We start from the raw sequence: 12,171 nt of genomic DNA, 5'->3' as shown, positions 1-12,171 counted from the left end.
AGGGGTAACAGGGGCGGGCGGCAGCGGCTGTTGTCTGCCTGAGGCGATGATTATGGCGATACCGTACGATACCTGCCTACCGGCAGATCATCAGGGTCAACCCATGCAATTCCATGGTTTCGTGTTCGGGCATATCGAGGTCGAGATTCACGGTCGTGCGTACGATTTACATAACTTCTACCAAGCCACTGCCATCCATTACGACATCGTGAATCGGTTGGCTGTACTGGGCTTTACTCGACGAACTGAAGCCTGGGTGCCGACGGAAGAAGCTCGGACAATCACCATCAGCTTCCATGAGGTTGACTACTTTTCAGCGAGTGGGGGAGGTGAAAACCATGTGGATGGCGACAGCCGAGTTATACAGTCGATTGGCGTGGTGGAGCCCGATGCCGAGACAGAAACCTACTACCTCACCGATACCATTCATCCAGATCATCATCTTGTCCTGCGCTTCGAGTCGGGTCTGACCCTACGCGTACACGCCGCTCAAGCACGCTGCGAGCTTGCCTTTTGAAGGGTGGAAAATCACGCTCCGCTACGTCCGTTTTGGAAAGAAGGCGCGCAACAACCTTAAACATCCATGACCGTTTTTGTCCGCTAACGGCCTTTCACCAAGGACCTCATCCGCCCCCCCTCTGAGCTGAACACAGCGTTTGCTTTCGAACTTCACTTCAGGATAACTGTGGTCTCGCCCCTGCCTTCAGGTGACTCGTGATGTTTGAGCTGTCTTCTATCGTGACGTACGTCGCCGTCGTTATCGGCCTCTTCCTGATCCCCGGCCCTGCGGTGCTGTTGGTGATCACACGTACCCTGCAGGGCGGACGCAAGGTCGGTATTGCCACCGGGCTGGGCGTCGCGACGGGGGATCTGATCCATACGCTGAGCGCTGCGCTGGGGCTGTCGGCGATTCTGATGACCTCTGCGCTCGCGTTCAATGTGGTGAAGACGGCGGGAGCCTGTTACTTGATTTACCTGGGGGCGCGGGCTTTTTTTGCTCGATCAAGCGCCACCGCGCGCATGCCATTGGCGGATGTGACCTCGCGCCAGGCCTTTTTCCAGGCGGTGGGCGCGGAGGTCCTGAACCCGAAAACCGCGATTTTCTTCCTCGCATTCCTGCCGCAGTTCATTCACCCGGAATCGGGCTCGTCCCTGAGTCAATTCGCGGTGCTGGGCTTGATCTTTTCGGCGCTCAGCGCGGTTTATACCAGCCTGCTTTCACTCGCCATTCGCCCCTTGAGCCAGTGCCTCAAGGGCCTTTCGAGGCTGCGTCGCTGGGAAGGCAAAATCATCGGCACGCTGTTTGTCGGGCTCGGGTTGAAAGTGGCTTTTCAGCAGCAATAAGACCGGTTTGGCCATGAGCGAAAGCGGGCTTGGGCAGCCCGTCCGTTCGGGGAGCCGCCACCTCAGATCCGAAAGGTTTCAGCGCGCGGGAGTTGGCTGTTGCAGCGGAACTCGTTCACCCAGTAGGCCACCTGGTCCGCAGTGGTGTTGTGGGTAGCGAGTTGGTCTGCCAAAGCCGATTGGCAAGTGACAAGCCCCTGGTCAGTGAGGCGATAGCCTTGATCCACCTCGATCAGCCAACCTTTCTGGATCCAGTAGCCCAGCGCACGCTTTTTCAGCAAAAAAACCAAGAGGGGTTTTGACATGGCAATCAGTGAGAGCTGATCACTTCCCTGGGCAATTCGAAAGGCGGCGACGGTGTAGGCGCGAACTTCTGCGGGGGCAGAGGGGAATACATCAGGCGCAAATAACGGAAGCGTGCTGGGCATGATCGATCCTTGAAGACGCCGAAGGCTTGGAGGTAGTGCTTTTGACTCTAGCAAGCCTCCCTCAAGCGGCAAGTTCTGCCTCAACGTGACCCGCGGTTTCAGCGCTGCTGACGCATTCAACGTAGTCGCGGGGCAGGGTGAAGCGCAGGACCTTTTCGATGCCGTCAACCAACTCATCGGTCAAGGGGTCATGGGCTTCTGAAAATACAGGCCACTCCATTGCAGTGTCTCGGGTCGGTCATTGAATGTCGGGGCGCTATTCAAATATTTATCCGCGACTGCCAGTAGCCGGGGCCGTGAGCGGGGCTGCTTGTTCCTGAGTGCGGCAAACGGCGGTTGTTATTACCCCTTCAAGCGCGGTGCTTCTGTGCACGGGTAAAACCTTTGCTTTATCATCCTGCGCCTATTGCCCGCGGCGCCTGCCGTGCGCCGGGCCGTTGTGCAGGACGGGTGACAGCAAGGGAGTCGAGCACGGGATGACTGACCGCGAGCAATTGCACCGAGAGGGCTATGTGCTGCTTCGCCGAGCGATCCCGGCGCAGTGGCTGGATCAGCTGCGTGCGGTGTTCGATGCGGGCGTCAAACCGTCGGAACAATGGCCGGTGCCCAGGGGGAGTGGCTGGCGCCATTCGCAGCTGGACACCGATGCCTGTGTGCAGGCGCTGTGTCGTCTGCCGTCGATGCTGGCGGTGGCGGGGGAGTTGATTGGAGAGCGGTTTTTCCTGTCCCAGGTGGAGGGACGAGAACCCTTGAAAGGCGGCGGTTATCAGCTGTTGCACCGCGACCTGTCGGCGCAACGACCAGGGGACATTGCCAATGCCCTGGTGTACTTCGACGATTATGGGCCCGCCAACGGCGCAACGCGGATTGTCCCGGGCAGCCATAGGCCTGAGCCGGGAGCACCGCCTTTGGACTTCAATGACGAGTCCCGCTCGGTGCAGCTTGCAGGTTGCGCGGGTGACGTCCTGCTGTTCGATGTCGACCTGGTGCATGCGGGCAGCCTGAACATCAGCGGCGCCCGTCGCCGTACGCTGCTGATCAGCTATTTTTCGCAGTCGCTCTACGCTTCACACCAGCAGACCGCGAGCCTGCGCAGTATCCAGATGGACACGAGCGAGCGCTTTGAGCCCGCGGATTTTCCCTGGCGGGGGCTAGCGGCTGACTGGCTGCCAGTGCCCACGGCTTGAGCGGTCAGGCCGGGGCCGCCATTTCATTCAAGCGTTGTAACACCGAGTAGAAACCCATGAATCGTCGTAAAAAAATCCAGCAGCTGTTGAAAGCTCACGCGAAAAAGGCCAGTGCCAAATTGGCGCCTGCCAGCAAGTCGAAATACATCAGCAAGGCTGACCGCCTGAAGCTGGCGGCTGAAGCCAATCAGGATGCAACCCTGGCCGCCGACAGCGAGTCTGCGTAGCTGAAACAGGCTTCACCCGAGCGGGAAACCGTTCGCTCGACCCTCAGGGATTTCACCCCAGCAGTTCGGTGATCCACTGCGCCTGGCGGGCAATGTCCTGCACCTTTTCCTCGGGCACCGCCTGTTGCGCCCGGGCGAAGTCGGCCAGGGTCTTGTGCTTCTGGCGCAACCTGCGCTGCCACTTGAGCAGGAACGCCGGGCTGCGAGCCTGCAGGTGCAGCGGGCCGAAGTACAGTTCCCGGGCGCTGTAGCGCAGCGGTCTGTCGCGCTCGGCGACGATGATTTCGTAGTCGAAGCGGTTTTCCTGCAGCACCTCCTCGGCGAGGATGCGGTAGCCATTGTCCATCAGCCATTGACGCAGTGGCGGCTCGCCGCCGTTGGGTTGCAGGATCAGGCGCTCCTGGCCGTTGAGGTGGGCCTGGCCGCGGTCGAGGATGTCGCGGATGGTCTCGCCGCCCATGCCACAGATGCTGATGGCGGTGATCCCGTCCCCCGGCTCGATCGCCGCCAGGCCATTGGCCAGGCGCACAGTGATGAGCGATGTCAGATCGTTCTCGCGCACCGTACGTTCGGCAGCATGCAAGGGGGTCAATGCCACCTCGCCGGCCACCGCCGCCGAGATCGCGCCACGGCGCATCAAGGCCACGGGCAGGTAGCCGTGGTCCGAGCCGATATCGGCCAGGCGCGCCCCGGCGGGCACATGCGCCGCCACGCGTTCAAGGCGCTTGGACAATGTCTGTTGGTTCAACGGCAACCCCTTTTCAGCACGAAAGTCCGGCAGCGTTGGCCGGAGCGGGGCGCGATTGTGGCGGGCAATGCCGGGTATTTCAAATTCAGGCGACCGGGGTCATGGCGTTGTTCCAGGGGCATGCAGGCCCTCAGCACTCCACTTCCAGGTCCACCAGCAACTGGGTCAGGGCCGCCGACAGCTGCTGCTCCTGGCGTTTGTAGTAGGTCCACTTGCCGACCTTGGTCGCGACCACCAGGCCCTGGTCGCTCAAGGCCTTCAGGCACAGGGAAGTGGCCGGCTGGGAGAGCCCGGCCTTTTCCTGGATCAGGCTGGCGCAGACGCCGTGGACGTCGAAGGGGTAGAGCTGGGCCTGGTCATGGAACGCGGTAAACGGATCTTTCAGCCAGGTCAGCACCTGCCGGCGCACGGGGCTGGAAAGCACTTTCAGGGTTTCATTCAAATCCGTCATCGGGGTCGGTTCCTGGGCCAGCAGGTTCAGCCCCGCCGCAAACCGGCGATTTTAGGCGTTGCTGAACGGATAGTCGATGTAACCCCGTTCCGTGCCGCCATACAGCGTCGCGCCATCCACCGGGTTCAGCGCCAGCCCGTGCCGCAGGCGGTAGGGCAGGTCGGGGTTGGCGATAAAGGTCCGGCCGAAACCGAACAGGTCGCCGTAGCCCTCGGCCAGCACGGCCTTGGCCTTGGCCTCGGTATAGCGCCCGGAATACATGATGGGCGCGTGATACACCTGGCGCAGGGCGGCGCGGAAGGACGCCGGCAAGTCCGGGGCGTTGTCCCAGTCGGCCTCGGCAATCGACAGGTAGCCGACCCCCAGCTCCTGCAGGACCTTGGCCGCTTCGATGTAGGTGTGGTGCGGATCGGTTTCCACCAGGCCCAGGTACACCCGTTCTTCGGCAGTGGTCTCGAACAGCGGGGCGAAGCGCACGCCGACCCGCTCGCCACCGAAGACACTGATCACCGCGGCGCAGATTTCACGCAGGAACCTGAGGCGGTTGTCCAGGCAGCCGCCGTATTCATCGGTGCGCTGATTGCTGTGCTCGGAGATGAACTGGTTGACCAGGTAGCCATTGGCGCAATGCAGTTCAACGCCGTCGAACCCGGCGGCCTTGGCGTTGACCGCCGCAACCCGATACAGCTCGACCAGCTCCTTGACCTGGGCGGTGCTCAGCGCCACCGGTTCGCTGGGTTCCGCCAGGGCCCCGGCTTGCGGGCCGGTTTCGATAAAGACTTTGACCGCCGTGGCCCGCAGCGCCGAGGGCGCCACCGGAGGCTGGTTATCCGGCTGCAAGCTGGTGTGCGACACCCGCCCCACATGCCACAGCTGGCAGAAAATCACCGCGCCTTCGGCATGCACTGCGGCAGTGACCTTGCGCCAGCCTTCAACCTGGGCGGCGCTGTGGATACCCGGCGTCCAGGCGTAACCCTGGCCCCGGGGTTCGATCTGGGTGCCTTCGGTGACCATAAAGCCGGCACTGGCCCGTTGCCGGTAATAGGTGGCCATCAGGTCGTTGGGAATATTGCCCGGTTGCGAGCTGCGCGAGCGAGTCAGGGGTGGCAGGGCGATCCGGTTTTTAAGCGCCAGGCCGCCAAGGGTCAGGGGTTTGAACAGGCTTGAATCAGTCATGGTGCCTCGGGGGGTGATAAGCAAAGGCGACACATTAACACATTCGAATGTATGAATGTGTTGTCGATGCTCATCGTGATGGTGGCCTCCTTCGCTGGTGCAGCATCCGCCTCAACGTCCCCGGGTCACTGTCCGGATACCTGCCGACACCACTGGCAAAAATCCCGTAGCCGCGCCGTGAACTCCTCGGCCGAGGCCGTGGGCTGCTGGCTATGGCGCAGGAAAAATTCGATCTGCGCCTGTTGCGCCGGGTAGCACTGGACGAACTGCGCCACGTGCTCCTCCAGGGTCAGGGGCCAGCCAGGGTCCTGATCCGAGCGCAGGATATTGGTCGCGCGGATCAGCTTGCGCGAGGCTTCGCGTTGCAGGCGTCTGACCTCGCTCGGCTGCGCTGGCTGATCGATCTGATCGGCGTAGCGGCTGAGCACCGGGTAGAAATCCCCATTGAGCGCCAAGGCGATCGCGCGCGATGGCTTGAACGGGGCGAAGTGCGCTGCCAGGTCAGTGCCCCACAGGCAGCGGCAGTGGTGTTTGAGCCAGTAACCCCAGCTGTACCGGTGCTGCGGATCCAATACCTGTTGGCGACTGCCGATATCGAAGTCGATCTTCACCACCTCCGGGTGCCGCGCGGCCAGGGCCAGGCGCAGGGCTTCAAGGCTGGCAAGGGTTGCTGCATTCGGCGGCTGGTGCAGGACCAGGGTCACGTCCAGGTCCGAAACCCCCGGCTTGGCGCTGCCCCGGGCCACGCTGCCATAGAGGTAGATGCCATCGAGCAAGGCGCCGGCCTCGGCCGTCAGGGTGCGGCACAGATCATCCAGCAACGGCTGGAAAGGCGCGGGCAAAGGTTGGCTGGGAGCGGCCGGAATAAAACCGTCCGCATCGACGCCGTCCGGTTGGCGAGAGGGCATTGGGGGTGGGCCTGTGGCTCTTGGGTAAGCGGGGGATCTTAACAGCGTAGGTGCTGCCGCAAGGGCCGGTTTTTTAGTGTGAAAGCAGTGTTGCGTGATAGCAGTTTGGTATCTCCTGGCTATAGTGAAGTTGTCGGCGCGTGAGCTGTCTGGTCTGCGCTTATTTTTGCGATGTTGGCAGGTACGACCTAGCAATATGCAGGGCCATGAACGGCCCAGGGAGTGCGCGATGCGGGTACTTAAGGGATCAAGTACGTTGGCTTTTTGTTTGAGCCTACTCGGCTGTTCCACCACGGATTCGGTTATGGAGCCTTACGAATCAGCTTTGAATCTGGGCAGTTCCAACGCTAAAAAATTCCACTCAATGTTGTATTTTCCATCTGGTACTGCGCTGCACTATCCGGGTTATGTGGTTGCCCTGGAAAAGAGTCCGCAATCGACCGTCGGCGGACCCAAGGCATATCCCCAAGTCAGCTTTGTAAAAAGTGGAAGTTATGCTAATTCAGAAGAGCCCGGTTCATGGCGAACAGCCAATCAGATCGAGCGCTTTCAAAACAGTGATTCAAAGGCAATGTTTGTGTCGCATATCATCAAAAATACAATAGTCGGAGATGACTCGGTTCGGGACGCCCCTTATTACTCAAAAAGCCATTGTTTTGTTTATAACGCCTACGCCGCCAGACCGGTATCGCTGATTAAACAGAACTATGATTTGGCGAAAATCAGTGATTGGCACGCCTGCAAGATATCGACCAACCTGGATAAGGTCGACGCCAAGTCATATCAATTATATGACTACGGAAAATATGCACTTGTTTCATTGGAAGAAAATCTGACCCAAGACCTCAAGGCCGGAAGTTATACCCATGTGCTGGTTATTGTCATGGGCTGGAACACCGCTCAAGAGGAGGCAATCCGCAACTTTAATGATTTGACCGGGAGCCTGATGGCTGCATCCCTGGAGTCTGTCAAAGGCCAACAGGAGGAGCCGATCAACAGAACGGCCGCTATACAGCCATTGAGTAATCGCAGTAGCAATTTCCGACCTTTGGTCGTGGGTATTACCTGGCCTTCTTATTGGTCCAACTCGTTTGGTAACGTTTTGAGTTACTCGAACAAGGCCAATGATGCTGATGAAATAGGCCTGTCCTGGCTTAACAAGATTGTCAATGAAACCATTCCCCGCAGTTTAAAGGCTTCCGGTAGCCAGGCGCGGGTGGTTGCACTTGGGCATAGTTTTGGTGCCCGGGCGATGACCCGGGCGGTGTTTAGCGCGCCGGTCTTGACCCCTCTTGAAAGTCAGTTTCCAGACCAGACCATGGTGACCAGTCCGGTTGACTTGGCCGTGGGACTTCAGGGGGCTTTTAGCATCAATCGCTTCGCGCCCGGGGTGGGCAGTGAAGGGGCGCCTTACCGCGACTATGCCAAGTTGAAAAATACCCAGTTGGTGCTGACAGCATCGTCCAATGATGAGGCGGCGGGTTCGCCGTTTATTCTCTGGACCGCACCCGCAGGTGCCATGCGCTCATACCGTAAGGCATGTGACAGTGCCAATCCTGATTACAAGGGGATCTTCGACTGTATGAAAGCTTCCGACACTTCCGCGGTTCCCAGCGGCAAGTTCACCATTTGCAAAAACGGGCAGGAGGCGTGTACCGACCCGTTCGCTACCCAGCCGGCAGTGAAAAAAGTTGCTTACATCAATGCCTCAGACGGGATAACGGAGTTCAATTCTCCCGGCTCGGGCGGTGGTGCCCATAGTGATATCTATCGCCTGCCCATGGGACGCCTGCTGTGGAAATTAATCGAGCAATATGCGCCAACGAAGGGCTGGGGACCCAGAGGTTCAGGGCCAATAGCTGACCGCTAGCTGTTGCAGAAGGCAGGTTCAGCAGAGACTGATGGGGGCATCACAACCCTCATCAGTCTCTGAGCCAGGCCTCAGTTCTTGAACGTCGAGTGCTTGCGCCCCTGGTCGAGCAGGGCGAACACCACCACCAGCAGCGAGGCGATGCCGAGGATGATCACCACGCCGTCGGTGGAGTGGGTGGCCGAGGCCGAGACCAGGGACAGGGCGCCCAGCGGGGCCAGGCCGCCGGCGATGGCGGTGCCGATTTCACGGCCGGTGCCGAAGCCCGAGGAACGGGTCTGGGTCGGGAACTGGCGGCTGAGGAACGAACCCTGGGGGGCGAACATCATTGGCGCGAGGATCCCGGTGCCGACGCCGATGGCGATGTAGATCATCAGGCTTTCACCGGTGTTGAGCAGGGCCAGGAACGGGTAGGCGAACAGCAGCGAGAACACCCCGCCGAGCATCAGCACGGTCTTGCTGCTCCAGCGGTCGCACAGCCAGCCGAAGAACGGCACGGCAACGATGGCCACCAGGCTGGCGATGGTCACCGACAACGAGGTGACGTGCACGTCCACGCCCTTGAACTGGGTGAGGTAGGCCAGGGAAAAGGTCTTGAAGATGTAGCTCAGGGCGTTGTAGCCAACCGCGACGAAGAACACCACCGCCAGGCCTTTGAGATCGTTTTTGAACAGGGCCTTGAGCGGCGACGCCTTGGCTTTTGCCGGCTCCTGGCTCAGTTGGTTGAACTCCGGGGTTTCCGGGATGCTGTTGCGCACCCACAGGCCGACGCCGACCAGGGCGATGCTGCAGATAAACGGGATGCGCCAGCCGCCTTGCAGCAGGAATTCGTTGCCGTTGATGGTCAGCAGGTACACGGTCAGCGACGACAGCAGCAGGCCCAGGTTCAGACCCAGCGCCGGCCAGGCTCCCTGGCTGCCGCGCTTGCCTTCGCTGGCGTGTTCGTAGGAGGTCACGGCCGCGCCGGACAATTCGGCACCGGCACCCAGGCCCTGGATGATCCGCACCGCCACCAGCACGATGGGGGCCCAGATGCCGATCGAGGCGTAGCTGGGGATCAGGCCGATCAGCGTGGTGCACACGCCCATCATGCAGAAGGTCACCACCAGTACCTGTTTGCGGCCGAACTTGTCGCCCAGGTAACCGAATAGGATGCCGCCGAACGGGCGCGCGATAAAACCGATGGCAAAGGTCGAGAAGGCCATCAGGGTCGCGGTTTTCGGGTCGCTGTTATCGAAGAAGATTTTCGAAAACACGATCGCGGCCATGGTCGCGTACAGGTAAAAGTCGTACCACTCCAGCATCGAGCCGAAGATGGTGGCGGCGGCGACCTTGCGCAGGCGCTTTTTGGTTTGTTGCGGGGTTTCCGCTGCAGGGCTTGGGGGGGTAACTGCGGTCATTCCGGACTTCCTCATGAATCATTATATTTATTTTCAAATGGACGCTTGTTGCGCTCCGCAGGCCCTGTTCGGACCGGCAGGCTGGGTACGTGCACCTGGCGCAAGCCGTGGTGCGAGCACGGCATGGCCGCCCGGGGCTGACTCGGGCAGTGCCGTGGGTGGGTCAGGGGTGTTGGAACATGCGGTCGGCAATCATCTCGCCGATGGGAATGGCCGAGGTCGCGGCCGGTGAGGGCGCATTGCACACATGGAGCATGCGCGAGGTCTGGGCGAACAGGAAATCATGCACCAGGCTGCCGTCGCGCATCACCGCCTGGGCCCGGATACCGGCTTCGTAGGGCAGCAGGTCGTCGATGTTCAGCGACGGGCAATACTTGCGGCATTGCTCCAGGTAGCCGGACTTGAACAGCGAGTTCTTCATCTCGACGCTGCCGGAACCGAGGTTTTGCCAGATGGTTTTCCAGAACCCGGGGAAGCTCGCGTACTGCGCCACATCGCGCCAGTTGATCGAGAACTTCTTGTAGTTCTCGCGGCCCAGGCCCAGCACCGCATTGGGCCCGACCGTGACGCTGCCGTCGATCATCCGCGTCAGGTGCACCCCGAGGAACGGCAGCTCCGGGTCGGGGATGGGGTAGATCAGGTGGTTGACGATGTTGTTTTTCGACGCTGGCAGGCGGAAGTATTCGCCGCGAAACGGGATGATCTGGTGCTCGATCCTGATCCCGGACATTGTCGCCAGGCGGTCGGATTGCAGGCCGGCGCAGACCACCAGTTTCTTCGCCTGCCAGGTGCCGTCATGGGTGCTGACGCTGACGTGGTCGGCGCTTTCCTGGATCGCGGTCACGGTGCGGTCGAGGCAGATTTCCCCGCCGCCGGCACGGATCACCCGGGCCATGGTCTGGCAGACTTCGCGGTAGTCGACGATGCCGGTGGCGTCGAGAAACAACCCGCCCAGGCCGACGATGTTCGGCTCGCGCTGGCGCAGCTCATCGGCGTCGAGGCGCTCGACCTTCATGCCATTGAGTTGGGAGCGGGCGTACAGCGCCTGCATGCGCTCCACCTCCAGTGGCGTGGAGGCCACCAGCAACTTGCCGCAGACCTCGAACTTGATCCCGTGCTCGGTGCAGAACTGCTTGGTGGCCTCGGCGCCACGCTTGCACAGGTCGGCCTTGAGGCTGCCGGGTGCGTAGTAGATGCCGGCATGGATCACGCCGCTGTTGTGGCCGGTCTGGTGCTTGGCCAGGGTGCCTTCTTTTTCCAGGATGACCAGGGAGGCGCCGGGCTGGCGCTTGAGCAGTTCCATCGCGGTGGCCAGGCCGACGATGCCGCCGCCGATGATGCAAAAATCATAAATCATTGTGGGGGTTACCTTGGATCAGCAGGTCTAGTTATCAGGTTGTCAGACTAATGCGGTTGGCAAAAGTCGGCGTGCCGCAGCACGCGCTCACTGTTCAGGGGTTCAGAGGCTCAGTCGGTGGCGGGCAACTCAAGTTGCAGGCGCTTGGCGGAGGCGCGCAGGTGCGCATCGGCGCAGGCGGCTGCGGCTTGTCGGTCGCCAGCGGCGATGGCCTGGTACATGGCCTGGTGTTCCTGGGTCGCATCGGCCGAACCGCCGACAAAGCGCGACGCCGAGTTTTCCCAGGCGGTTTTGCGTGCGGTGGCCAACTGGCTTCTGAGGAAGTCATGAAAGGCCACGAAGTATTCGTTTTTACTGGCTTCGGCAATGGCGCGGTGGAAGGCCACGTCGGCCAGGGCGGCGGCTTCGAAATCGCTGCGCTTGTCGTGCATCTCCTGCAAGGCCTGCTGCATGCGTTGCAGGTCCTGCTCGTCACGGCGCTGGGCGGCAATCGAGGCGGCCTGGGTTTCAATCCACAGGCGCATCTCGAACATCTGCGTCAGCTGTGGCCGGCGGGTGTTCTGGGTCGGGAAGCGAAACACCGTCCCGGCCGGGGTCTGGGAAATGAACGAACCGAGGCCGCGACGGGCGATCAATACGCCGTCGGCCTTGAGCTGGGCAATGGCCTCGCGAATCACCGAACGGCTGACGCTCAGCTGTTCGGCCAATTGCTGTTCGGTGGGCAAGCGCGACTCGGGAGCGAGGTTCCCGGATTCGATCTCGGCGCGGATAACGCTGACAACACGCATCACGAGAGAGTCGGGGCGCTGGAGCTCAAGCATAAGACAACCTTGGTAGTCAGGTTGTCAGACAATAGACGTTTGGAATTTCTGTTGTCAAGCGCGGGAGTGTTGGCGCGTTCGTCGAGTCAACCTGGAACCAGCCCCAGCTCAGCCTGCAAACGGGCGACCACTTCGGCCTCGACTGCGCCCTGATCGCCCCCGGCCTGCCACACCGCGCAACTGGCGCTGTGGCGGCCATGCACCGCGTGATACACCGCCAGCACGCTGCCGGGGCCGGAGCCGGTGTGGCCGCT

14 protein-coding genes are annotated in these 12,171 nt (G+C 61.1%); 5 read left to right on the top strand and 9 right to left on the bottom strand.

Annotated features, from left to right (window positions below):
• Nucleotides 1-103: 103 nt before the first annotated feature.
• Together CF161_RS08465 and CF161_RS08460 are read left to right on the top strand one after the other, a co-directional pair.
• Nucleotides 104-517 (top strand): hypothetical protein, encoded by a 414-nt coding sequence (locus CF161_RS08465; RefSeq protein WP_043228921.1) that lies wholly within the window; start codon nt 104-106, stop codon nt 515-517.
• A 200-nt stretch (nt 518-717) separates the two neighbouring features.
• Nucleotides 718-1,344: a LysE family translocator gene (locus CF161_RS08460; RefSeq protein WP_020296151.1), complete on the top strand. Its 627-nt coding sequence runs from the start codon at nt 718-720 to the stop codon at nt 1,342-1,344.
• Between the two features lie 62 nt (nt 1,345-1,406).
• Here the strand turns inward: CF161_RS08460 and CF161_RS08455 are convergent, their stop codons facing one another.
• On the bottom strand, nt 1,407-1,772 hold the full coding sequence (locus CF161_RS08455) for a hypothetical protein (RefSeq protein WP_020296150.1): 366 nt from the start codon (nt 1,770-1,772) through the stop codon (nt 1,407-1,409).
• Between the two features lie 61 nt (nt 1,773-1,833).
• Complete coding sequence (locus tag CF161_RS32790) at nt 1,834-1,992, bottom strand: hypothetical protein (protein ID WP_020296149.1); 159 nt, start codon at nt 1,990-1,992, stop codon at nt 1,834-1,836.
• A 256-nt stretch (nt 1,993-2,248) separates the two neighbouring features.
• On the opposite strand from CF161_RS32790, the gene CF161_RS08450 reads away from it, so the two are divergent.
• On the top strand, nt 2,249-2,959 hold the full coding sequence (locus tag CF161_RS08450; RefSeq protein ID WP_020296148.1) for a phytanoyl-CoA dioxygenase family protein: 711 nt from the start codon (nt 2,249-2,251) through the stop codon (nt 2,957-2,959).
• Nucleotides 2,960-3,015: 56 nt separating this feature from the next.
• A complete protein-coding gene (locus CF161_RS32125; protein WP_020296147.1) occupies nt 3,016-3,186 on the top strand; it encodes a DUF2986 domain-containing protein in 171 nt (56 codons plus the stop codon).
• A 52-nt stretch (nt 3,187-3,238) separates the two neighbouring features.
• Here the strand turns inward: CF161_RS32125 and CF161_RS08445 are convergent, their stop codons facing one another.
• From CF161_RS08445 to CF161_RS08430, 4 genes are all read right to left on the bottom strand, one after another.
• Nucleotides 3,239-3,934, bottom strand: a complete 696-nt coding sequence (locus CF161_RS08445) for a tRNA (adenine(22)-N(1))-methyltransferase TrmK (RefSeq protein ID WP_020296146.1) — start codon at nt 3,932-3,934, stop codon at nt 3,239-3,241.
• A gap of 130 nt (nt 3,935-4,064) precedes the next feature.
• Complete coding sequence (locus CF161_RS08440) at nt 4,065-4,385, bottom strand: helix-turn-helix transcriptional regulator (protein WP_020296145.1); 321 nt, start codon at nt 4,383-4,385, stop codon at nt 4,065-4,067.
• A 51-nt stretch (nt 4,386-4,436) separates the two neighbouring features.
• Nucleotides 4,437-5,561: an alkene reductase gene (locus CF161_RS08435; protein ID WP_020296144.1), complete on the bottom strand. Its 1,125-nt coding sequence runs from the start codon at nt 5,559-5,561 to the stop codon at nt 4,437-4,439.
• 125 nt (nt 5,562-5,686) lie between these two features.
• Nucleotides 5,687-6,469, bottom strand: coding sequence for a nucleotidyltransferase domain-containing protein (locus CF161_RS08430; protein ID WP_020296143.1), 783 nt, complete (start codon nt 6,467-6,469; stop codon nt 5,687-5,689).
• 229 nt (nt 6,470-6,698) lie between these two features.
• Between CF161_RS08430 and CF161_RS08425 the strand changes: the two genes are divergently transcribed.
• Entirely contained in the window at nt 6,699-8,339 is a 1,641-nt protein-coding gene (locus CF161_RS08425; RefSeq protein WP_052027204.1) for an alpha/beta hydrolase, read from the top strand.
• A gap of 71 nt (nt 8,340-8,410) precedes the next feature.
• Here the strand turns inward: CF161_RS08425 and CF161_RS08420 are convergent, their stop codons facing one another.
• The 3 genes from CF161_RS08420 to CF161_RS08410 all read right to left on the bottom strand — a co-directional run bounded on the left by CF161_RS08420 (nt 8,411) and on the right by CF161_RS08410 (nt 11,917).
• Nucleotides 8,411-9,739, bottom strand: coding sequence for an MFS transporter (locus CF161_RS08420; protein WP_020296141.1), 1,329 nt, complete (start codon nt 9,737-9,739; stop codon nt 8,411-8,413).
• 163 nt (nt 9,740-9,902) lie between these two features.
• Entirely contained in the window at nt 9,903-11,096 is a 1,194-nt protein-coding gene (gene lhgO, locus CF161_RS08415; protein ID WP_020296140.1) for an L-2-hydroxyglutarate oxidase, read from the bottom strand.
• Between the two features lie 110 nt (nt 11,097-11,206).
• Nucleotides 11,207-11,917 carry a FadR/GntR family transcriptional regulator gene (locus CF161_RS08410; protein ID WP_020296139.1) on the bottom strand — a complete coding sequence of 237 codons (711 nt, stop codon included), beginning with the start codon at nt 11,915-11,917 and terminating at the stop codon, nt 11,207-11,209.
• Nucleotides 11,918-12,171 lie beyond the last annotated feature (254 nt).

Origin of the sequence: Pseudomonas sp. CF161 (genome assembly GCF_000416215.1) — a bacterium.
Lineage (GTDB): Bacteria > Pseudomonadota > Gammaproteobacteria > Pseudomonadales > Pseudomonadaceae > Aquipseudomonas.
The sequence above is the reverse complement of the archived record's forward strand: the minus strand, read 5'-3'. Positions and strand labels throughout refer to the sequence as shown.